Consider the following 24287-nt stretch of genomic DNA (forward strand, 5'->3'; position numbering starts at 1 on the left):
TTATTGGCCTGAGTATTTGTTTTCTTTGCTTAAGCCTTTGTTCAGCTTTTTGACAGCATCATTCATTACTGCCTTTTTCTGCGGCTCTAACTTGATCAGCATTTCTTGTAAGTAATCGAACTGCGCTTGCTGGTCACCAGTGATTGGGCCAATCCAGCCAGAAGCACCAGAATAAACGCCTCTTATTCGGCTTATTAGTTCAGAATATAATCCAGCTACATTTCTGATTTCTTTGGCAGCAGCCTCATCATACTTTACCTTATTTCTGTCTAATTGACTTAGGTGTCTTTGCAATAATGCAAGATCGCCCATGGCCTCTGTAGCCTTCAAAGAGAACTCTCCAATCTCCATCAATTTGGCTGTCCATGCTTTTCTTTCAGCGATATCGACATTCAACCTTGGGTCATCTTCTACCATGAAAGTTTGGGTATAAGTGGTGCCTTTAACGGTCAACTTGGCTACATAATTACCAGGGATTACTTTTGGTCCGTTTAAGCCAAAGCCACCTCTACGGCCCCCACCGCCAGTATTTGCTGCGGCAGAAGCAGGAGCAAAGCTTTCGTAGTTCATATCCCAAGTTTCACGCTGAATACCAGCGGCTGTGCTAGGAGACAATGTCCTGATTAGATTGCCTTGAGTGTCGTGAATGGTCAATGAAATTTCTTCCTCTTTTACAGGCGTTTTTAAGTAGTAATCAATGATTGCTCCGCGAACTGGGTTTTCACCTCTGAAGTACATGTCACCTACATGGGCTCCATCACTAGTGTAATTAATCATCACACCTTTTCCAATACTGAATAGTGCTGCATCTTGGTTAGCTACCGAAGTAGTGAGTTCTTGAATGGCGTTGATATTGTCCAAAATCCAAACACCTCGTCCGTGCGTGGCCAAAACCAAATCATTATCTCTAGGGTGAATCACCAAATCATTGAAAGGCAATGTTGGCATATTGTTTTTCAATTCAACCCAGTTTTTGCCACCGTTATTACTAATGAAAAGACCTAATTCAGTTCCTAAGTAAAGTAAGCTTGGGTTTTTAGGGTCTTCTCTTAAAGTTCTGGCTACACGATCGGCTGGTAGGTTACCTGTAATTGAAGTCCAGTTTTTACCGCCATCTACAGTTTTATATACGTAGTTTTTGAAGTCGTTATTTCTGTAATTGTTAATGGCGACATAAGCTGTTCCTGCATTGTGGCTAGAAACTTCGATGGTATTGATCCAGGTTTCTTTTGGTAAGCCACTCAGTTTTGAAGTAACATCTGTCCAGTTTTGGCCATCGTCACTTGAAACTTGAAGCAAGCCATCATCTGTTCCTGCATATAATAAACCTTGGGTAAAGCGATCTTCTGCCACCGCGGTAAGGGTAGGGTAGTATGGAATTCCATCATCTAAGGAAGCTGTGTTTTCTGTAGCTCTTCTTCCCATGATTTCTAAATCTCTACGGTTTACTTTGGTGGTTAAATCACCTAAAGATTCCCAAGAGTTTCCGCCATCAGTACTTTTCCAAAGTACGTTGGTGCCTGCATAGATCGTATTTGGGTTATGGTACGAAAGGAAGAATGGGCCGTCCCAGTTGGCTGGTGCCATTGCGTTCTCCAAATCTGGCTCAGGTAAACCTGGTCCCCAGAAATCCCAGTTTCTTCTAGCTCCAATAGCGCCTTTCGGGTCACCCGGTCTGATCGATTTTCTTTGACCAGTGTTTAAGTCTAGCTTGAAAAGACCTAAATATTGAGATTCACCATACATAACGCCTTCTTGGGTGTGGTGTGGTAAACTCAAGAAACCATCTCCACCACCTGTTCTTCTCCAATCAGAATTAAGGATTCCACCACTATTATAAGTTGCATTTGGACCTACCCAGCTACCGTTGTCTTGCAGACCACCATAAATATTATAAGGCTCGGCATTATCCACTGCAATTCTGTAGAACTGACTAACAGGTAAATTGGTGAGGAAAAGCCAAGTTTTGGTTTGGTCGTAAGAAATACCAATTCCACCATCATCACCTTTGATCACATGGCGAGAGTCATTAGGGTTTACCCAAACAATTCTATCATCACCATGCAGCGACTGACGTGGAGCCGTAAAGGTTTTTCCGCTGTCCGTAGAATAGCTGAACTGATTTTGCATGTAAATACGCTTATCGTCATTCGGGTCTACATAAGGCTGAGAAGCATACATTGGTCTTGGATTCCAATCGCTCATAAATGCCCAAGTTTCTCCTTTATCGTCAGAACGGTATAAACCAGCCCTGCGCTCGTTGTAAGCTGTGGAAGCATTGTACTGAAAACCTTGCTCCACGGAAGCGTAAACAATATTTGAGTTTTTTCCATAAATGGAAATACCAATACGGCCATATTCACCTGCTGGTAAACCGCTTGTTAGTTTTTTCCATGTTTTACCTCCATCGGTAGACTTGTGTAAACCACTTCCGGGTCCACCACCATCAAAACCGTAGGGTCTTCTTCTTCTTTGGTAAGTCGCTGCAAATAGAATGTTCGGGTTGCTTGGATCCATGGCCACATCTACAACTCCTGTGTCATCATTTACATAAATAATGCGTTCCCAAGTTTTGCCACCATCAGTGGTTTTGTAAAGGCCTCTTTCGTTATTCGGCCCCCATAGATGCCCCATTGCCGCTACATAGGCAATGTCGGGGTTTGTAGGATGTAAGGCAATTCTACCGATATGGTGAGAATCTTTTAAACCTACATTGGTCCAGGTTTTACCTGCATCAGTAGATTTATAAACACCATCGCCCCAAGAGGAGCTTTGACGGCTGGCACGCTCTCCAGTTCCAGCCCAGATAATGTTTGGGTTGTTTTGGTTTAAAGCAATGGCTCCCATTGAGTGAGTCGCTTCATTTTCAAAAACTGGCGTAAAGGTGACGCCATTGTTGGTTGTTTTCCATATTCCACCAGTAGAAGTGGCTGCGTAGAAAATATATGGGTCGCTTTCTTGTACGGCTAAATCGACTATTCTTCCACTCATATTGGCTGGGCCAATGTGTCTTAGGGCTAAGTCAGTATAGGTTTCTGACTTGATTTGCCCCATAAGTTGGGAAGAGAATAGGATGATTAACAGTCCTGATAAGGATAGGAGTCGTTTCATAGTTAAGTATTTGGGTTGATATTGAAGCTCAAGATAAGGAAAGGTTTCAAGCGGTAAGATTGATTTTTTAAGAGCGGTGAGCAGGGATTGACGGTAAGTAAATATTCATAACTTTTCTCTTACTTACGGGTTGAATGAAAACGGAAACTTGGTCGGTTCCAACCTTAGACTTAAGCTTTTAATGCGATTACTACTTTCTTCCCTTTTTCTATTCTGTATTGTCAGTGTAAATGCGCAAGACATTCTTACTTACCGACCTAAAGTAGTTGAATTCAGTACAGAATATCTTTCCAATTATAAGTCTTATGAAAAGCCCTCAGGTGAGAACAACTCTATTTCAAGTATTGAAAAGGATAACTTACTGCGAGTGCGCTTGGGTGTTCCAGTGATTCTAAAGGAAAAAACGCTTTTTGCGTTTCAATTTAAATATTACAGACAATCCTATGGCCTGGAAGCTGGGCAGCAAGGTGAGTTATTCGATTTTTTGAATAACAATAGTCTGTATAATGCTGGTCTCAATTTTCTATACCAAAGGAATATTTCAAAGGAGAAGAAATTCACTCTCATTGTCTTAACTGAATTGGCTAGCGATACTTGGGGCATAAATCAATTTTCAAATCGATTCTTAGCGATGGGCGAATACAGCAAACAGCTGAATGAAAGTACCATTATTGGCTATGGCGGTGTTGTAAATTACGCCTTGGGTTTATTGAATGTCTATCCAACCTTCACTTACAAAAAACAGCTTTCAGATAAAATGTTATTCGAAGCCATTTTGCCCAACTCAATTAATCTGAGGCATCATTCGAGTGAAAGCACCTACTTTATTTTTCAAACCGAACTGGTTAATTGGCGCTTTAACCTTACTGATGCCCTAGAAAATGAAGCGCATTTAATCACTTTACAACGAGCCGATGTATACTTTAAACTTAAACTAGAGCAGGAAATACACGATTGGCTTTGGTTGGGGGTAGATGTAGGCTATGTACATAACCTGACATACTTTACCGTAAACCCCGGAAATAGAATTAAGAATGCAATAAGCGAGTATGATATTAAAGACTCAAGCTATTTGCGCTTTTCCATCTTTATGGTGCCGCCCAGAAAGCTTTGGGATTCGCTTTAAGGCTTAAAAACCACCCGAATAGTTTCAGTCGAAGCTTTCGAAGCTCCATTTTCATCAGTTGCCGCTGTCCATACTGGCCCTTCTTTGATCAACCTGATGGCTTCTTCATCCAAAGCTGTACCTAAGCTTTCCTTGATTTCGAAATTGCTTAAAGAACCATCTGCATTAATAGTAAACTCTACTCGAACCGTACCTCTGGTTTTTGAGTCATTTTCAGGATAGATGACATTCTCTTCTAAGTATTTTCTGTAATCGGCCATTCCCATTGCAGGCGCTGCTTTTTGATTGGCACGCACTAGCGGTCTTTGTTGATTTTCTTGGGCCGGACTGGTAGCAATAATTTCAGCCAGATCCGTGGCATCAGCCTCCATTCTAATGGTGTCATTTATTTTGGAAAGGTCGCTTATCTTAAATTCTTGACTAATATAACCCAAATAGCGAACCATGTAAGTCGCAGAGGTATCGACAGGGATTTCTGCTTTACCTTGAATATTCGTGGCGGTGCCTTGGATAGTATTTTTAATTAAAACGGACACTTGAGGCAAGGGGGAAAGATCACTGGCATCTATTACTGTCAGAGTAATATTGGGCTGACTAACTTGAATTCCAGCTACTCGGCCTTGCAGCAAGCTTTGAACATCCATCGTTCTGGCCATTTCAGTTTCGGACTTTTCTTCGACCGCTGTTTTGGCAGCTTTCATTTTTGTAGCCTCTTCTGTTTTTAATGTTACGGCATTGCTTTCTTTCGCTTCTGAAAGGGCTTTTAAATCGGCTTTTTCTGGTTCTGCTTCTAAACTCATATCAACTACCACCTCCGCCAATTCTTCTTCATTGGCAATGGGGGAGAGCGTCATCGTTTTTGGCTTGGTATCGGTATTTGAAGCGGTTAGTCTTGGCTTTTCTAATTGGTCTGGGTTAATCAACTCAAGACTGTCTGTGGTTGGCCTTGCCTCAGTTTCGACTTCTTTTTCCGCAGTGAATTTCTCAGGTACTTCATCCTTATTCTGTAACCAGAAAAAGACAAAGGAAGCAGTCATTAGAATCAATAAAGTAGCAGCCAATCTTCTGGTAGTTGTCCAAAAGCTAATGCTACTCTTTTCTGCCAGTCGTTGGTCTAAACGGTTTTCAAGTTTGGCTAAGTCTGCGTTTAGGTCGGTTTCGGTAATGTATTCCCAGCCTTCTAATGCATCGGCATAGAAAGGGTCTTCCAGCATCAGTTTTTCAACTTGATGTTGTTGCTCAGCATTCAAAAGCCCTTTTTTATAGGCTTCCAGTACTGCTGGGGTCAATTGTTCAATATGGTTATGCTTCTTGTTCACGAAGGTTTTCTACACATATTTTTAAATTTCTACGTCCGTTCTGAATGTAGCTTTTTACTTTCTTCAAATCAAAACCCGTCAGTGCTACCACCTCTAGGTAACTCTTCTTTTCAATATAGAAGAACTGCACGCAGACTTTTTGTTCCTCATTCAGTTGGCCAATACAGTCTTCCAATTTGGTCAAATCACTTTCCAATGCATTCGCTTCGGTGTCATGATGCACTGCCAAGGCAATTTCCATAACGGCTTCTCCATTTTCTACAGAATGCCCTTGCGACTTCTGTTTTCTGAGGAGCATTAAGCACTCATTTTTAGTGAGCACGTATAGCCAACTTTTAAAATTTTCTACTTTTTGGTTTTGCAGCTGCGAAAGTAATTTCTCAAAAACCTGCATCACCATGTCTTGGGCAGCATAGCGGTCTTTCAAATATTTCAAACAAACCCCATACACCAAGCTCATGTATCGCTTATACAGCTCACCAAGCCACCTATTGTCCTGATTTTCTTGATAAGCGAAAATCAGTTCTAGGTCAGTTTTTTGGGCGATATCAGTTCGTTTTTTTGAGAACAACGGATTATAAATGAATTATTTTTCTCTGCTTTTATGGAATCTTCAAAAACCGTGCATCTCAAGGTTAAAGAAATTTTTACATAAACCTTTTAGCCATGAAGAATTTAATAATTGTAATGATGCTGTTGATGGGGATTTTCCATAACGGCCAAGCCAAAGATTTTCAAAAAGAGGTAACCGGCATTGTGAAAAGTGCCGATAATAATCTTCCGCTATCTCAAGTGTCTGTATTGATTAAGGGGACTACCCAAGGCGTTTCTACGGATGCCAATGGCAAGTACAGCGTTACCGTACCCAACAACGAAACGGTATTGATTTTTAGATACCTAGGCTACATTACCCAAGAAGTGAAAGTAGGGAAGCATTCGGAAATCAATGTTAGCCTTCAAGTAGATGCTCAGGAAATGGGGGAAATTATTGTAACCGGACAAATGGAAGCGGAGCAGACAAGGAAAATATGGATTGGAGCCATTGCAAACCAAGAAGAAATGAATATTGATATCTCTTCCCAAATGTACATGCAGCCCCAGAATAATTTCTCTACGGCTTACCAGTACCCAAAAGAATTAAGTCAAGAAGATTATGCTGAAATAAAGGAAAGTGGCTTCAATACGCCATGGAAGAACCCTTTTTCCACTTTTTCCATTGATGTAGATGCGGCTTCATATAGCAATGTGCGCAGGTTTATTAATGATGGAAAAATGCCTCCGAAGGATGCTGTGAAAATTGAAGAAATGATCAATTACTTTAATTATGACTATGAAGGGCCAAAAGGAAAACATCCATTTGCAGTACAGCATGAAGTATCCGATGCGCCATGGAATATCCAACACAAACTCGTTCATATTGGTATTCAAGGCGAGAAGATTGAAGTAAATAAATTACCTCCTGCCAACCTTGTTTTCTTGGTCGATGTATCGGGTTCTATGGGCGCGGATAATAAATTGCCTTTGCTCAAAAAATCATTGAAGCTTTTGGTCAACCAAATGCGTGATGAAGATTATGTGGCCATAGTAGTCTATGCGGGCGCAGCTGGAGAGGTGCTGCCTTCTACTTCGGGTAAAGAGAAAAACAAGATTATTGAAGCCTTGGATAAATTGAATGCTGGTGGCTCAACGGCTGGCGGTGCTGGTATTGAATTGGCTTACAAAATCGCAAAGCAGAATTTTATGAAAGAAGGAAATAACAGAGTGATTTTGGCTACCGATGGTGATTTCAATGTAGGTGCTTCTAGTAATAAAGCAATGGAAGACTTGATTGAAGAAAAGCGTAATGAAGGTGTTTTCTTAACCGTTTTGGGCTACGGAATGGGCAATTACAAAGACTCTAAAATGGAGCTTTTGGCCGACAAAGGAAATGGAAACCATGCCTATATCGATAATATTTTAGAAGCTAAGAAAGTATTGGTAAATGAGTTTGGCGGAACGCTTTTCACCATTGCCAAGGATGTGAAGATTCAAGTAGAGTTTAACCCTGCTACCGTACAAGCTTATCGTTTGATTGGTTATGAAAACAGAAAGCTGAATGACGAAGATTTCAACAACGATAAAAAAGATGCGGGCGAATTAGGTGCTGGTCATACCGTTACGGCTTTATATGAAATCATTCCAGTAGGGGTGAACAGCCAGTTCAAGCCATTGGACGACTTGAAATATCAGAATACCGAAGTGAAGAAAACCACAGGAAATACAACAGACTTGATGACGGTGAAACTTCGATACAAAAAGCCTGATGGAGACACTAGTGTTTTGTTACAGCAAGTGATTAGAAATGAGTCAGTAAAATTGAGCGACAGTTCTGAAAACTTCCGTTGGTCGGCTGCAGTAGCTGGTTTCGGAATGATGCTTCGCGATTCAGAATACAAAAACAACCTGACTTTCAATGCGGTCATCAGTTTGGCCAAAGAAGCAAAAGGCATAGACCAAGAAGGCTACCGTGCAGAATTCCTCAGGCTGGTGGAGATGGCTGGGCTGTTGTTCTAAATAGTCTATCGCTAAAAGGTTTCACCAAGCAAAGACCTCTCAGGTTTTCAAAACCTGAGAGGTCTTTTTGATTCTTGATTAATGACCATTTACCATTCCTATTTACAGCCATGAACTGACAGCCGCATTGGTTTATCTCGTCCTTACAGGACTTCGATAGGGGTACTCCGTGATTTCCGAAGGGTTTCACCCTTCGTTTTGGTATTTCGCCCTTTCAGGGCTAAGAGTAGCTGAATGTTTGTGCAAAATCGAAGCCCCATCGGGGCGGCATATTTGTAGCATGGAGAAACATATACAGTACATTAAGCCCCATCGGGGCGACCCATAGCGATTGTGTTATTTGCATTCCGGTTTTATGAAGGGGTATCGGTTCAAGGACAGAGTCCTTGAATAAAAGGGGTCGCAGGTTCTCCGAACCTGCGACCGGAGAAAAAATGAATACTTGTGCAAAATCCAAGCCCCAACGGGTTGGCATATTTGTAACAAGGAGAAATATATACGGTACATTCAGCCCCAGCGGGGCGACACCTTAGCCCCAACGGGGCGAAATATCCTAGGAATGGGTGCAACCCATTCCGGATTCAGAATAAAGTAAATTCAGCCCTGAAGGGGCGAGATAGTTTTGGCTTATTAGCAATAAGGTTAACCAAAGTGCCAATAGCCTGCGTTAAGTCATCCTGCTCCTTTTTCAGAAACACAGGAGCGATTTATCGGTGAGACATGCTTAGGTAGCTTGTTGGTGAAAACACCAACAAGGGCGAAGAGGGTGCCAATGGCTTACTCTAAGTCATCCCGTAGGCTCCGAGACCTCGGAGTTTTCCCGAAACACAGAGAGACTTGACTTATGAGGCTTGAAAGGATTTCTTCGTAAGCTGCGAAATGACTTCGTAGAAAGCAGAAGTGGTAAATAATTCTCTTAGCGAGCTTTATAACCAATTGTTAAGGGAGTTGCCATTTCCTCACCAACCACTAATAAAATTCCACCCCACAAAAACCTCGAGATAGCCCTATCTTGGGCCATTGATAAATAACCAAAATCCTTTCTCAATGAAGCTCGGAAATCTATTTACACTTTTATTCTTATGCCTCTGTGTCGCTTCGGCCACAGCGCAAACCGACCTTTCCCTATTCAAAACCATGGAACCACGTTCTATCGGTCCGGCAGGAATGTCGGGTAGGGTCACTTCAATCGATGTAGTTCGATCGAACAAAAACATTATTTATGCAGGAACTGCCTCTGGTGGTTTATGGAAATCTACCAGTCAAGGCACCTTATGGGAGCCGATTTTTGATGATCAGGATGTAGCCTCCATCGGAGTGGTGACCATCGACCCATCCAACCCTAGTGTAATCTGGGTAGGTACTGGCGAGGGAAATCCGCGTAACTCTCTCAACTCTGGTTATGGCGTGTACCGCAGTTTAGATGCGGGTCGCACATGGGAGCACATGGGCTTGGAGAAAACCAGCAATATCCATCGCCTTATTGTTCACCCGAACGACCCCAACACTATTTGGGTAGGTGCAATTGGTTCCCCTTGGGGCGAACACGAAGAGCGCGGTGTTTTTAAATCTACCGATGGCGGAAAAAACTGGAAAAAAGTACTTTATGGAGGTCCGGGTGCGGGAATTGCCGACATGGTAATCGACCCTACTAATCCTAATAAAATTGTAGCGGCCATGTGGGAACACCGCAGATGGCCTTATTTCTTCAACTCTGGCGGTCCAGCTTCGGGTATTTATATTACCTACGATGGGGGCGAAACCTGGAAAAGAAAAACGGGTGACCATGGTTTGCCAAAGGGTGAGTTAGGTCGAATTGGTTTGGCCATTGCGCCTTCTATGCCCGACAGGATTTATGCTTGGGTAGAATCAGCAGAAAACGCTATTTATCGCTCAGACGATGGGGGAGAAAGATGGTACAGAATTTCAAATAAGAACGATAGAGGTATTGGTAGCCGACCGTTTTACTATGCAGACATTTATGTAGATCCACAGAATGAAAACAGGGTGTATTCGCTTCACACCCAAGTTACGGCCAGTGAAGATGGCGGTAAGAGCTTCCAAAACTTTGTGAATTCAGGTATTATCCATGTCGATCACCATGCTTGGTATGTGCACCCAGATGACCCCAATTTCTTAGTTTTAGGAAATGACGGAGGTTTAGAAGTAAGTACCGATCGCGGTGGCAGATGGCAATATTCTGAAAATTTACCAATCGGGCAGTTCTACCACGTGAATTACGATATGGAATATCCATACAATGTAATGGGTGGAATGCAAGACAATGGCGCATGGTTAGGGCCAAGCCAATTGTTGAAAAACGGAGGTATTAGAAATGGGTATTGGGAAAGAATTGTAGGTGGCGATGGCTTCGATGTAGTGCCAGATCCTACCGATTTCCGCTATGGTTATTCATTGAGTCAAGGTGCCAACATTCAGCGATACGATAGAGTAACGGGTGAGATGGTCGGTATTAGACCTGAGCATCCTGATGGCGTAGAATTACGCTGGAACTGGAATGCAGGGGTGAATGTGAATCCAATCGATAAAAAGACATTGTACATAGGGGCGCAATTCCTTTTCAAGTCTACCGATCATGGTAAAAACTGGGAGATCATTTCTCCAGATTTGACAACCAACAATCCTGAAAAGCAAAGACAAATTGATACGGGTGGCTTGAACTTCGATAATACAGGTGCAGAAATGCATACTACCATTACCGTAATTGAGCCGAGTCCATTGAAGCAAAACGTGATTTGGGTAGGTACAGATGACGGTAACGTTCAGTTGACGCAAGATGGCGGTGGAAAATGGGAGAATAGCGCAGGTAAGTTCGAAGGTTTACCAGACGCCACTTGGGTGCAGCAAATCAAGCCAAGTACTTATGATGCTGCTACGGCAGTGGTGGTTTTTGACGACCACAGAAGAAACAATTGGGAGCCTTATGTATACCAAACGACCAATTACGGAAAATCATGGAAACGTATTGTGAAGAAGGACGCTGTATTCGGTTTTGCACTTTCGTTTGTTCAAGACCCAATTGAGCCGAACTTAATGTTTTTAGGCACTGAAGGCGGACTTTACGTGAGTATGGATGGTGCTGCTACTTGGGCCAAATGGACACATGGTTACCCAACTGTACCGACCATGGATCTTCAGATTCACCCAAGAGAGCATGATTTGATCATCGGCACTTTTGGTAGAGCACTTTGGATTTTGGACGATATCCGTCCGCTTCGTGAAGCGACTAAAATGGGTATGAAAAAGCTGATGGCTGAAAACCTTCACGTTTTCCCAATTCCTGCTGCGACCAATGCTATCATTGGTCAGTACATGGGTTATAGAAGTACAGGTGACGGACTTTTCATGGGCGAAAACAAGCCGTTTAGTGCAGGAATAAGCTATTATGCTAAAGAGGCAGGTCGTGTGAAAGTTGAAATTTCTGACGCACAAGGTAAAGTGGTGAGAACACTTTCTGAGTCGGCTGATAAAGGCTTGAACAGAATGTATTGGGGCTTTGAAGGAGATGGTGTTCGTCAGCCGGGTTCTGGCGCGAGCAGAGAAGGCGCTGCACCACCACGTGGTTATGATGTATTGCCGGGCACTTATACTGTTAAAATGACAAAGGGGAATGCTTCAAGCAGCCAAACGATTAAGGTCATGAAAGATCCTCGTTCACCAGAATGGGACATGAGCGAGATTGAGGCAAAACAGAAATTCATTCAAGAGTATTATGATTTCTTGGCACCTGTTACCGAAGCGATTGATCGTTTGCAAGCCGCTACGAAAAGTGTTGGTTTGATAGATGGTTTTGCGGATGATAATGCAGCCTTAAAAGCCAAGAATACTGAAATCAAGAAAAAGCTAACGGCTTTGAATCGACTGATTTATGCTGAAAGCACACAAGGTTCACGAAATGACAAAAGCGTTCTATCAAGCTATTTAGGAACTATTAGAGGTAAGATGGGTGGAAGTTATGATCCAGTAACGCAGGGCATGCGCTTTGCTTTGGCCAATGCAGAAAAGAAAGCCAACGAGGTAATTGGAGAACTCAATAGCTTCTTCAAAACCGATTGGCCAGCCTATAAAGCTTATGTAGATGGGCTGAAGCTAGAGCTACTACCAGGCTTTTAAGCTTACAAGTACCTTAAGAATTAAAAACCCAAAGCAGAGATGTTTTGGGTTTTTTGCTTTAAAGTATAAGTATGAAACCGTTGAAACGGTTGGCGTCAGCTTATTATTCCATAGCCCACGGTTTAAACCGTGGGCTATTTGTGTAAATGGCACCTTGTAATGGTTTTAACCATTTTGGCTGCCACTCATTCCTTTCTTTCCTTGAGGCACGAAAGGTCTAAAATATCAAGGTTTGGGTATAAATGTGGTCCACCCAAGGACAGAGTCCTAGGTTAATAGTAGTCACAGGTTCGGAGAACCTGCGACAGTGGTGTTTATAAATAGTATTAAACTTTCGTATTCCACTAACTTCCTTATTTGCTATATACAGTGTTAACAGTAGTTTTAATCACCTAGTTGCTCTTTTCTCACCAAGTACCATTTACCATCTTTGGCTTTAAAGAAATATTTTGCGTCACCACCAGACTCTACTCCGAACCAATGAATTATTCTTTCATCAGTGTCCCTAAATGACATTTCATAATTGTCATAAACCTGAGTTCTCTCAGTCGCAGAATTTGCGTACAAATAGTCATGTTCCCAATTGTCCTTGGTTAGTTTATGAATTACAATTTCTCCTCCCAAATCAGGGTATCCTTCTTCATCTTCTTTCCAGGTCTCATATTGTAAAGGGAATGATACTCGCTCAATTTGAAACGCTGAATCGGTCATAAAAGACCATAAAAAACCCCAGAATTCTTCATTTGTAGATTTATCCTTATTATTTATCGATCCAGATGGACCTTTTCCTTTGTCGGTTTTGAGCTCTTTCAGCTCCAATGTCAACGAATCAATAGTTAATTTTAAATCGGTAATTTTTTGATTCAAAGTAATTATTTCTGAGTTATCTGTCGGTGTACAGGAAACCATTACACATAAACAAATTAAGAGAGAGGTATATCTAATCATGATTTTTACTGCTGGTAACGTTATCTACACGCCACATTTGTGGCTTATATATCTCATGTAATTTATCAAAACTTCCTTATAGCATCCAAATATTGGTGGCTATGAGGAAATTTTATCCTTGCTTAAGATTGCTTCACGTAGGCTCTTTCGCTTCGATATATATCGGCAGGTTCGCAATGACAGTTTGAAAGGGCTAAGAGAAGTAGAATGCTTATGCAAAAGCAAAGCCCCATCGGGGCGGTCACTTTGTAGCATAAAGAAGTACCCATCCTACATTAAGCCCCAGTGGGGCGACACCTTTGTAGCCCCAACGGGGCGCAATAACCTTTTGGTACAGTTAACCTTGATCTATGGAACGTGAAAGGATTTCTCCGCAAGCTGCGAAATGACGGCTCGAAATAGGGTTGAGGTTTAAGTAATCAGTGAGATTGCTTCACGTGTGCTTCTTCACTTCGTTAAGCATTGGCAGGTTCGCAACGCTTGCGCTGAAGCTTTCACCGGTGGGTGTAAACTTTGGCAAAAGACTCAGCGAAGGAGCAATGACATTCCGATTTGTCGTTCGTGGTAAAAGCGTTTGGGTTTTGTGGTGAGCCATCGGTCACCGTCATTGCGATGAATTAGCAGCCGTTATGCAAGAATTCAGAAGGAATCTCATAAGAGAAGTGGTAGGCAATCAGTCACCGTTAATTAATTTTCTCAAGCGCCTTTAGAGTTCGTTTTCCTCTTGATTTGAAACCGGCAGAGCCATATGACATTTGGTCTTCAATCAGGATTTGAAGTTCACCTTTCAGTTCAGGTACTTTTTGGGTGATATTCAAAAGCACTGTCATGGAAAAGCACTTAATGGCAATGGCTTCGCTTTTAGAGGCCAAATAACCAAAACAAATATCAGCTACTTCGCCCCAAAGGCTTTCTGGAATTTCTAGTTCCTGAAGCACACGCACGGTGTTGCGTTTAATGGAGTCATGTAAATTGGGTTGCTTGAGATTAAATACCATCGCACTCAAATGGGGTTTAAGCATTTCAGTGTTCATTCTGCCAATTTCACCAACTACCCAAGCTGCCCTTTGAGTTACCCGATATTCATCGTTCAGAAATAGATTCATCAGCGCATCAAACCGTTCCTGTTGTTCTGCGACATATGAAACGATCAGGTTCGTATTCTCTTTGGAGTGTTCCTTTAAAAGTTGTTTTCGAATGTCCATCATGACTTATACACCAAAATTAATCATCTTTAAATATCAATCACTTTTTTAGCCATGGATATACTGCTTATTGTTTTAGGTATCGTTTTTATGCTTGTGGGCGTTGCGGGCTGCTTTTTACCCATTCTGCCGGGGCCACCGATTAGTTTTTTAGGTTTACTCTTTCTGCATTTCACAGCCAGAACCGATATTCCAGAAGATACTTTATGGACTTTAGCGCTGATTACCGTGGCCGTTACTGTTCTCGATTATATTGTTCCTATTTATGGCACAAAACGGTTTGGCGGCACTAAAAAGGGTGTATGGGGGAGTACCATAGGTTTGATTATTGGTATGTTCTTTTTTCCACCTTTTGGTATTATCATAGGCCCATTGGTAGGTGCTTTTGTGGGCGAAATGAGTGCTGGTCAGGATACGAATAAAGCCATGCGTTCAGCATTAGGGTCTTTTCTTGGTTTTTTAGCAGGTACACTACTCAAGCTTATCGCCTGTTTTGTAATGGCCTATTACTTCATTATCTATTTGTTTTAAGTGGTTTGATTATATCTTATTTATAGAACAGCCCGAAAGTCAATTGATTTTCGGGCTGTTTTTAAACTGTGTCTCTCCGTAGAGAATGGTTATAATTATTTCTCAGGAGTTCCAATGGTTACTTCAGTTTCAATATAGCCGCCACGCGTAGAAAGGATTTTCACCTTCGCTTTAGCCCCTTTGATTTTGTTCAGCTTGATTTCAAAAGTAGCCTCTTGTGTTTGCCCAGATAATGTTCTGTCCATGTACTGAGTTTTATCCGATAGGCTAGGGCTGATGATTTGTACTTGAGCATCATCTCCACCTTTGGTCAGTTTTGAATCTAACTGCAACTGAACACGGTCTTCGCGTACAATTTTAACCAATTGCGCTTGCTTCAGCGCGGTTGGTAATTCGCCTGTATTGGTGAATTTCACCTTGACCAAATAAGTGTCTTTACCTTTACTTTGAACGCTTACATTGTTCAAAGTGATTTGAGGTAAATCCATGGCCATGGCTAGGTTGAAGAGCGCTTGCTTTTTTGCCCAATTCTCTAACTGCCATGGTGGTCCGTTTTGCCCAAAGAATTTAGGGTGAAAACCACCGATTTCGGCTTTGCCTAAGGTAGGGTGTTCGAATGGCTCCCATTCCTTAAAGCCACGACCTCCGTTTTCTTCATCGTCCCAACGCAGCCCATCATAATCATCATAAATGCCATCGTTATCGTAATCTTTCATGGCGCCATTGTTCCACAGCTCATCGCCATACCAAATGGACCCGTAATAGAAGTATCCAAAATCAGGGCCATGTCCGAAAAGTGGACTTGGCTTTAATGGATCGCCAGTAGAAGGGTTAACTTTATATCGCGTAGCATAAGTTTCAAAAACATCACCCGCCCAAGGATAGCCAGTAATGTCCATTCCTATTTGATCGTACTTTTTGTAGATATCCAAATCCTCAGGATACATTCTCTCTTCACTTTTAGAAGTAGAAGGAGCTCTTAAGTGCATCGGTACTCTGGTGTCCATTGAATTGGCTACCGAAATGTTAGGATGAGTTAGCATCCACATCACGATAGAGCGTGATTCAGGTTCCGACATAGGGAAAGCACCTGCTCCGTTTTGAGTGTATCCTCTGCCTGTTTCGTCTTCACCAGTGTCTGGTCTCCAGTTTTCAGGGTAGTTTCTGTGCAAGTCGAGTCCGCCAATACCATCTTCATTAAAACGGCCATCGCCATCGTTATCAATGCCTTCGCTGTAAACGAAGTAATCTCCATCTTGCGAACGTTTCATTAATCTGCCTTTCGGGTCTCTTGGGTCGATAATATGTGTGCCTGTTTCGCCCTTTTTGGCTTTTACACGCACTTGGTACATAATGCCATCCCCGTCCAAATCTTCTTCGTCATCTTCATCAAGCAAACCATCACGGTCGTTATCGTGTGGTCTTACTGTAGAACGGTTTCGCTGGGCGGTGTTCAAATATAGATTCGAACCATCAGGGTTGTTTTGCGGCCTCAGGTAAATCGCCTTGGTATCAATTAATTTTGTAATTGCTGGATCGCTACCGTAGCCTTCTAATAAATGATTGGTTAACCATAGAATGGATTCACTACTGGTGATTTCACCACTGTGTCGACCACCTTCAAAATAGGCAGCTGGCTTATCAGTGTCTTTGCCAGTTTTCTTATTGGTCAAGGTCATTTGTAGAATAGGTCGACCTTCAAAACTGGTGCCTACTTGATATAAATCCACAATGTCTGGGTACTTTTCGGCCCATACTTTATACCAATGATACATCACGTTGACGGTATGGTAGGTGTCGAAAGTGAGCTGATTTGTGGGTTCGTATTGCACTTCAGCATGCCGAAACTGTTTGAAAAAACTGACGCCATGTCTTTCACCCTTGATGGTGTATGTGGCAGTGTCTTTATCCGATTCAGGCCAGGTGACGGGATTCAGCACTCTCACTTCTTGCGCAAAGAGCAAGGGAGAGTAGAGTAATAAAAATAACAGCGTGTGTTTCCTATTCATTTTCCATAAGGTTGTTTGAATGGGAAGATAGAAAGAAAAGCAATCTGATGGGAATGCTTTTAATGGGAGTGGTGGAGAATACTCTAATTCATTTATCGAAGATTTCTGTCAGTTATCGAATAATACTGTCAGTTATCGAAAGAATCATGGCGTCTAATATTAATTCAATTGATTTGTAGTGGATAACTCAACCTAAGTGAATACAGCGCCTCAAATAACCACCACCACCAACGGACTTTTAGTCAGTAAACAGTTTGTGCCCTCGCTCTGGAACTCACAGTTGGGCTTAGTAGTAGGGGAGCAGATTGGAGAAAAATTATGGTCTTCTATTTCTATAGATTTATCTAAGAAAGAAAATATTCAATTCGAAATGAATGGCGCATTGTATTATCTTAGTGTCCATTGCTCAGATAACTTGTACCATATCTCTTTCGATTTGCAGGACAAAAAATCATACTCTTCAAGATCTAAGTCGATTAACCGCTACAAAATGTTGGTGGAAGCGGCCAATGATATTATTTATGAAACCGATACTCAAGGTTGTTTCACCTATGCAAATCCCAAAGCATTAAAGGCTGTGGGGTATAGCAAGGAAGAGGTTGTTGGGATGCGGTATATCGATGTGGTCAGAGATGACCACAAAGAAAGGGTAGCTCTTTTTTACCAAAACCAAATGGCTAAAGGAGAAACTACCACTTATTTGGAATTCCCTATTGTTTGTGCAGATGGTGAAGTCATCTGGATTGGTCAAAATGTACAGATACTTGAGGATGAGCATGGACTTTTAGGTATGATGTCTGTAGCCCGGGATATTACGGATCGACATGTATCGGATCAGTTACTTGTGAAGTCGGAAGAGAAGTACCGAGGCATCATACAGAACCTGAAGTTCGGGCTTTTGGAAGTGGATTTAGACGAAAGAATCCTTTTTGTTAATGAGGCCATGTGTAACATCACAGGCTATGCTGTCGATGAATTAATTGGTAAAGTTGCCTCTGATATACTGGTTCCAAAACAAACCAAAGAGATCATTGACAGAGAGCACGACAAAAGAGCTCAAGGAGTAGCGAGTGTTTATGAGGTAAGGTTGAAACACAAAAATGGGCAACCAATTTGGTGTTTGATTAGCGGTGCTCCTAATTATAATTTTGATGGAGAACGAATTGGGTCCTTAGGGATTCACATGGACATCACTGGTAGGAAAAAGGACGAAGAAGAGCTGATATTTACCCGTAGTCGCTTAGACAAGTATAGGGTAGGTTTGGAACTGCTCAACGAAATGACCTCCAATATTGGTTTAGATGTAAACAGCCAAATCAATGAGGGAATGAAGATTGCGGCTAACTATCTTAATTTACCATTCGGAATTGTAAGTAGGATAGAGGGTGATCAGTATTTTGTGCAGTATAGCTACAATGAAAACAGCACGGAAGAAATGGGTGAAGAAGCACGTTTTGAGTTGTGCGAGACTTATTGTGATATTACCTATGCGAAAGACTCAAAATTGGCTATTGATAATTTTAGTAAGTCAGAATTTGCCGACCACCCAGCCTTTAAGAAATTTGGTTTAGAAACCTACATTGCTTCCCCTTATTCTGTAAATGGAAAGAGAAGAGGAACGGTTAACTTCACTTGTGTAAATGCTCGCCAACAGCCTTTCGATGCCTACGATTTAGAGTTTATCGACCTTTTAGCTAAATATATTGGATTCATCCTGAGTCAAGATGAAAACCAAAAGCAATTGGCTCGGGAGCGTGAAAACTTAAGGTTAAGGAATGAAAAACTGTCTAAGAATGAGCGTTACCTAAAATCAATTAATGGTTTTGTTACCAAGTTGTTGGTTAAAGAAGATATCGTAGAAATAGCTTGGGAGATCGCAGAAAATGTGATTGATGAGTTCGGTTTCGAGGATTGCGTTGTTTACGTTTTTAACGAAGACCACAACTGTTTAGAGCAATTAGCGCTTTATGGGCCTAACATGTCAAAAGGTCGAAAAGTCATTAACCCAATTCAAATAAAATTGGGTGAGGGGATAGTGGGGCATGTGGCTGAAACTGGTGTTTCAGAAATAGTAAATGATACATCTAAAGACAATAGGTATAAGGCTGTTGATTTTGTATGGGCCTCAGAAATTACTGTCCCAATAATTGCTGACGGAAAAATTATTGGAATCATTGACTCCGAGCATCACAAGAAAAACTTCTTTAATGAAGAGCACTTAGCAACACTTACTACACTTGCAAACTTAGCTTCAAACCGATTAAAAAATGCCAAAGCAAAACGTAGGCAATTAAGAGCAGAAAAGGAATTAAGAGAAAATGAAAATAAACTCCGTACCATTATTAATTCAGCACTTGACGCGATTATCACAATTGACCAAAAAGGCTTGATAACGGAATGGAACCCTCAGGCTGAAATAATTTTTGGATGGACTAGTGAAGAGGTAATAGGTGAACCACTAACAAATAATATTATTCCTAATAAGCATCATTCTGCGCACGATAACGGAATGAAAAACTACTTTAAAACAAAGAAGGGGCCTGTTTTAAATCAGCGAATAGAAATTACCGCCATGCGGAAAAGTGGCCAGGAATTCCCTATTGAATTAGCGATTCTACCAATCATTAGAGATGGTGTTCATTCGTTTACTGCTTTTGTGCGTGATATTACTTTGCAGAAGGAAGTACAAAATGAAATGGAAAAGGCATTGAGTAAGGAGCGAGAGTTGAATGAACTCAAATCTAGGTTTGTTTCAATGACCTCTCATGAGTTTAGAACGCCACTGACTACCATTAAGCAGAATACAGACTTAATAGCATTTAAACTCGAAAATCAATTTCCAGAAGATTTCCAAAGTTATAACAAGTACCTCAATCGGATTGAGTCAGAAATTGGTCGCGTAACTTTCTTGATGAACGATATCTTAATGCTAGGTAGAATTGAGGCTGGACGTGTAGAAATTAAAAAACGACCAACGGACTTAAACGAGTTAATTAAGAAATCGGTAGTTCAATTAACACAAAGTCGCACTGATGGCAGGGCCATAGCGTTGTCTGTAATTGGTGTTGCACAACCAGTTAGTATCGATGTTAATTTGTTCGATCACATTATTACCAACCTCATTTCAAATGCTTTTAAATATTCAGAAGGGAAAAAAGACCCAGAGGTTGTTTTATCATTTGAAAAGACCCATCAGGTTAAAATTACTTTCAAAGATTACGGGATTGGTATTCCATTGAAAGACCAAAAAGGATTGTTTGCTTCTTTTTATCGTGCTACGAATGTTAAAAATATTCAAGGGTCAGGATTAGGACTCTCCATTGTGAAGGAATTTGTAGAAATGCATGGAGGTACTATCTCTGTTAATAGTGACCAAGATCAAGGTTCTGAATTTGTGGTTATCATCCCAACCAATTAAGCTAAAGCTTTTTTAAGGCGATATAATTATTATCTTTAACTCAAATCTTATTTAAAGAATGAGCCAGCTAAAGATATTAATTGTAGAGGATGATATGATGATTTCAGAAAGTCTAAAAGACATTCTGGAGATGTTGAATCATGAAGTAGTAGGAATTGCTGCAAATGCCGATGATGCCATAGAACTTTGTAATGCCCATTCACCTCAATTGGCGCTGCTAGATATTCAAATTGGAGGAGATATTGATGGTGTAGATTTGGCTGAAATTATCAACGATCAATTTGATATCCCATTCATTTTCACGACTGCCTTTGCTGATAATACTACGGTGGCAAGGGCCAGAGAAAGAGGGCCATTTGGTTATCTCGTAAAACCTTATGGTGTAAAAGACATTAATGCCGCTATTGAAGTAGCTATGGGGGCTTATGAAAGACTTAAAACTGCTGAAAAAAGCAGTGGGATGTCTAAGATTATAGACAATAGCATTTTCTTGAAAGTGGACACGAAGCTTGTTAAGGTTAAAATTGAAGATATTCTTTATGTAGAAGCTAAAGGAGATTATGCCTTGTTTAAAACCCCCAGTAAAGGCTACATAGTACATAGTACTATGAAGAAGGTACAAGAAAGGTTGGATGCTTTTAACTTCCAGAAAGTGCACCGATCTTTTGTCGTAAACTTATCTAAAATCGTAGATATTGAAGAGTCGAACTTGCTTATTGAGGATAAGGTAATTCCTATTTCTAGGGCCAATAAAGAGGCATTGATGAAGCGATTGAATTTGCTTTAATCAGCCACTAAAACATTTTAAAAAGGGAGCATTGGCCTCCTTTTTAGTTTCTAACCACGGATAATTGATTTTCTGATCCATTTAAAGTCACCCTTTCAGATTTATCCCAAGTTACTTTTTGATTTCCTTTAAAATACTTGATCCAGCCTTTTACTACACAGATGTGCATGTATGCAAAGTAGTAGGGGATGTGGAGTAGTTTGTAGGACGTTTTCTGGTCTCTAATTACATAGCCAAAGAAGGCAAGGAGGTAGAAAATAGATTGAACTCTAAAAGCCAAATTGTAAAACCAATCTGTGTCGGCAAGCCAAACTGTGCTGGCATAAGCGCCTATCAAAGCCAATGGCATAAGCGTCCAGCGCAAGGCTCGGTGCGACACATACTGAAAGGTGAGTTTTCCATATTTAAAAACATTCAAAAGCTTCACTAGTTTGATTACGGCCTGAATTCCACCAGCGCTAATTCTTACTTTACGTTTAGTTTCTTCCGCAATATTGGCCGAGGCTGTCTCTGTTGCCATGGCATTAGGTTCGTAGCCCACTTTATAGCCATTGGCTGCCATGCGCATGGTCATTACAAAGTCTTCAATAAGTGTGTTTTCTTCTGTTGGAACGAATAAACGAGTTCTGATGGCAAACAATTCTCCAGCCGAACCTACTAAAGTATTCCATTCGGCATCTTGTTTTTTCAAGAACGACTCATATTTCCAATAAAAACCTTCGCCTGAAGCACTGGCACTGTCTTCAGTATCACTTAATACTATTTTTTCACCCGAAACAGCGCCCATTAAATTAGACTCGAAAGGTTGAACCAAAGCTTTGATGGCACCAGGATTCATCATTACGTTTGCATCGCTAAATACGGTAATAGGCGAAGTAATGTATCTCATGATTCGGTTTACTGCAGCGATTTTACCTTTCCTTTCTGGACTAAATCTAAGCGAAACGGATGCGTATTGATTGATGATGTCGTTCGTTTGGTCCGTGGAGCCATCTGTCACAAAAAGCACTTTTAGTCTGTCTTTCGGATAGTCAATCTTTTCACAATTGGCAATTTTTTGTCTGATGATCTCAGCTTCATTATAAGCAGCAATCAACAGTGTAACCTCAGGCCAGTCTTCTTCAGAGAAGGGTGTGTAAGTGTTTTTCTTTTTCTTCCACTTATTAAGCAAGGTGATGAGTATGCCGTAACCCGCAAAGGAGTAAAGAATAGTAAAGGTCGAAATCCAGAATAGCGTTTCCATGTGCTGTTTGTTTAGTAGGATAAAAGTAGCCTAATCAGGGGCTTGTACGGACGAGTTTCGATGAGTTGTAGACTTTTGCCGATGAATAACTCAATGATAGGATGAGGAGTGAAATGGCCCTTTAAAAGTGCCTATATCGTAGAAGCGCCTCTTAAGTCGTAACTTAAAAGGCGCTTAAATTCTTGTGGAATAAAATGGATTGTTATAGGGTTTATACCTTTACAAACCCTGTTTTTCTTAAAATTAAAGCATCACAAACCCCTTTAGTGAAGGCTTTAAAATGCTTAAACTCCGATTTCAATAAGTGATTCAAAAGGTTTTTAGGTGAACTGAGTAAGAGGAAGAAAAGCAAGAAGGCTGTATTTCTCTGTCCTTTCTGGCGCTTCATAAAATAGATTCTATTTCGAGTTTGGTAATAGACTTTAAGCGGACTGTTTTTCCCTGTGGAGATTGATTCTTTGTGGAGGATTTCCGCATCCATACATACTTTTAGTTCAAAACCTGCCTCACGAAACACTCTGGACCAATCTAGTTCTTCATAATAAAGGAAATAGTCTTCGGGCATTAAGCCACATTGTTCAATCACAAACCGAGGAATCATGACTGCAGCTCCATGAAAATAGGGGGTTGATACAGTTCCTGTGGGTTGAGGGCGTGATTTTATGAGTTCGTTTCTACCTGTCAGCTTATTGATTTCTGTAAAACCAGCAAACTGAATTGTGTCTGGCGCGTCAAAATACTTAATCACCGGACTCACTGCACCAACAAATGGGCTAGTAAAGCAATTTATGAGCTTCTCAATGGTTCCGTTTGCAATTTCTGTGTCGTTGTTCAAAAGAAAGATGTATTCGCCTTTAGCGGCTTTAATGCCTTCGTTGTTTCCTCCTGCAAAACCCAGGTTTTCCTTTTTGCTGATTACCATGACTTTCTCGAAATGTTTGCGATAGAGTTGAGTGTCATCATTTGATTGAGCATTGTTCACTACAATTACTTCCAAGTTAGGGTAGCTGAGTTTAGCTATTGAATCCAATAGCTCACAAGTAACTTGTGCCTGTTTGTAGTTTACCGTAATAATGCTGACCAGTGGGCTTTCCATATCTTATTTCTTTTTTCCGATTACCTGAATTGCGTTGCCCCATTTCCCATGATGGAACCAACGGTCCATGTGGATTAGGCTTTTTGCCAAAGGCAAGCTTAGCAATTGAGTAACTACGCCTGCTTTCTTTCCTAGGTAAGCAAGTTCCCATGCCAGTCGAGATAAATATCCATCAGAATAGGAGGCATGTACTACCTCGAACCCCTCTTGCTCAAACTTCTTCTTCAATCCATCGAGGTCGTACACTTGTCCTATGTGTTCTTCTTCTAGCCATTCATCATGATCGGCAAAGTAGCGATCTGGCAAAATTGTTTTTTGTTCTACGTTCGGAATTTTCACCATAAAATGACCTCCTTTTTTCAGACGATCATGCACCGTATTGAAAGGCATATTTTCTGGCGCAATGTGTTCGAAAACATCAATTGAAAAGGCAAAGTCAAGCTCCTTAATTGAAGTGCGATCTAGGAAGTCGGAATAGGTTTTTATGTTCTTAATTTCAGACTTGTAGAGTGCTTCATTAAGGGTGTTGATTCTACTTTGATCTATGTCTAAAGCATGCACCCTTGAGTTTGGAAAAGCGGTAGCTAAACTGATGGCATACTCGCCATATCCGGTACCTAAATCAAGTATATTTTCATTGCCCTTAAAGGGAACAAGTTTCATTAGTTTTTTGAAAATAGTAAAGCGTGCATAGTTGCCCACATTGGTGTAGCCAAACACCTTATTGAACAGTTTGGCGAGTAGGGGATTGCCCTTCATTCTCTCGCTAGTATATACCTGTGCGTTTCCGAAAGTGAGTTCCATAAT

At 41.1% G+C, this 24287-nt stretch carries 15 protein-coding genes; 6 read left to right on the top strand and 9 right to left on the bottom strand.

The window, feature by feature from the left end:
* Positions 1–3111 (bottom strand): VPS10 domain-containing protein, encoded by a 3111-nt coding sequence (locus tag VOI17_RS03300; protein ID WP_323755815.1) that lies wholly within the window; start codon positions 3109–3111, stop codon positions 1–3.
* 181 nt (positions 3112–3292) lie between these two features.
* On the opposite strand from VOI17_RS03300, the gene VOI17_RS03305 reads away from it, so the two are divergent.
* Positions 3293–4237: a hypothetical protein gene (locus tag VOI17_RS03305; protein ID WP_323755816.1), complete on the top strand. Its 945-nt coding sequence runs from the start codon at positions 3293–3295 to the stop codon at positions 4235–4237.
* On the opposite strand, the gene VOI17_RS03310 is transcribed toward VOI17_RS03305, so the two are convergent.
* Entirely contained in the window at positions 4234–5556 is a 1323-nt protein-coding gene (locus VOI17_RS03310; RefSeq protein ID WP_323755817.1) for a TonB family protein, read from the bottom strand. The two genes, VOI17_RS03305 and VOI17_RS03310, sit on opposite strands and share 4 nt — an antisense overlap.
* Positions 5540–6127 (bottom strand): sigma-70 family RNA polymerase sigma factor, encoded by a 588-nt coding sequence (locus VOI17_RS03315; RefSeq protein ID WP_323755818.1) that lies wholly within the window; start codon positions 6125–6127, stop codon positions 5540–5542. Before VOI17_RS03315 ends, VOI17_RS03310 begins: the two co-directional genes overlap by 17 nt.
* 95 nt (positions 6128–6222) lie before the next feature.
* On the opposite strand from VOI17_RS03315, the gene VOI17_RS03320 reads away from it, so the two are divergent.
* Both VOI17_RS03320 and VOI17_RS03325 read left to right on the top strand, forming a co-directional pair.
* The gene (locus VOI17_RS03320; protein ID WP_323755819.1) at positions 6223–8109 is read left to right on the top strand and encodes a YfbK domain-containing protein; all 1887 of its coding nucleotides are present in this window, start codon (positions 6223–6225) and stop codon (positions 8107–8109) included.
* A 1047-nt stretch (positions 8110–9156) separates the two neighbouring features.
* Positions 9157–12243 carry a VPS10 domain-containing protein gene (locus VOI17_RS03325; RefSeq protein WP_323755820.1) on the top strand — a complete coding sequence of 1029 codons (3087 nt, stop codon included), beginning with the start codon at positions 9157–9159 and terminating at the stop codon, positions 12241–12243.
* Between the two features lie 384 nt (positions 12244–12627).
* Here VOI17_RS03325 and VOI17_RS03330 read toward each other — a convergent pair whose 3' ends face one another.
* Entirely contained in the window at positions 12628–13110 is a 483-nt protein-coding gene (locus VOI17_RS03330; protein WP_323755821.1) for a DUF4348 domain-containing protein, read from the bottom strand.
* A gap of 764 nt (positions 13111–13874) precedes the next feature.
* Positions 13875–14399: a hypothetical protein gene (locus tag VOI17_RS03335; protein WP_323755822.1), complete on the bottom strand. Its 525-nt coding sequence runs from the start codon at positions 14397–14399 to the stop codon at positions 13875–13877.
* A 51-nt stretch (positions 14400–14450) separates the two neighbouring features.
* Between VOI17_RS03335 and VOI17_RS03340 the strand changes: the two genes are divergently transcribed.
* The gene (locus VOI17_RS03340) at positions 14451–14927 is read left to right on the top strand and encodes a DUF456 domain-containing protein (RefSeq protein WP_323755823.1); all 477 of its coding nucleotides are present in this window, start codon (positions 14451–14453) and stop codon (positions 14925–14927) included.
* Positions 14928–15022: 95 nt separating this feature from the next.
* On the opposite strand, the gene VOI17_RS03345 is transcribed toward VOI17_RS03340, so the two are convergent.
* Complete coding sequence (locus VOI17_RS03345; RefSeq protein WP_323755824.1) at positions 15023–16936, bottom strand: M14 family metallopeptidase; 1914 nt, start codon at positions 16934–16936, stop codon at positions 15023–15025.
* A gap of 196 nt (positions 16937–17132) precedes the next feature.
* Between VOI17_RS03345 and VOI17_RS03350 the strand changes: the two genes are divergently transcribed.
* Both VOI17_RS03350 and VOI17_RS03355 read left to right on the top strand, forming a co-directional pair.
* A complete protein-coding gene (locus VOI17_RS03350; protein WP_323755825.1) occupies positions 17133–20354 on the top strand; it encodes a PAS domain S-box protein in 3222 nt (1073 codons plus the stop codon).
* A gap of 58 nt (positions 20355–20412) precedes the next feature.
* Complete coding sequence (locus tag VOI17_RS03355; RefSeq protein WP_323755826.1) at positions 20413–21141, top strand: LytR/AlgR family response regulator transcription factor; 729 nt, start codon at positions 20413–20415, stop codon at positions 21139–21141.
* A 43-nt stretch (positions 21142–21184) separates the two neighbouring features.
* On the opposite strand, the gene VOI17_RS03360 is transcribed toward VOI17_RS03355, so the two are convergent.
* The 3 genes from VOI17_RS03360 to VOI17_RS03370 all read right to left on the bottom strand — a co-directional run bounded on the left by VOI17_RS03360 (position 21185) and on the right by VOI17_RS03370 (position 24284).
* On the bottom strand, positions 21185–22384 hold the full coding sequence (locus tag VOI17_RS03360; protein WP_323755827.1) for a glycosyltransferase family 2 protein: 1200 nt from the start codon (positions 22382–22384) through the stop codon (positions 21185–21187).
* A gap of 211 nt (positions 22385–22595) precedes the next feature.
* Positions 22596–23480, bottom strand: a complete 885-nt coding sequence (locus VOI17_RS03365; protein WP_323755828.1) for a glycosyltransferase family 2 protein — start codon at positions 23478–23480, stop codon at positions 22596–22598.
* Positions 23481–23483: 3 nt separating this feature from the next.
* Positions 23484–24284: a class I SAM-dependent methyltransferase gene (locus VOI17_RS03370; protein ID WP_323755829.1), complete on the bottom strand. Its 801-nt coding sequence runs from the start codon at positions 24282–24284 to the stop codon at positions 23484–23486.
* Positions 24285–24287 lie beyond the last annotated feature (3 nt).

The organism is Roseivirga sp., assembly GCF_034669765.1.
GTDB lineage: Bacteria > Bacteroidota > Bacteroidia > Cytophagales > Cyclobacteriaceae > Roseivirga.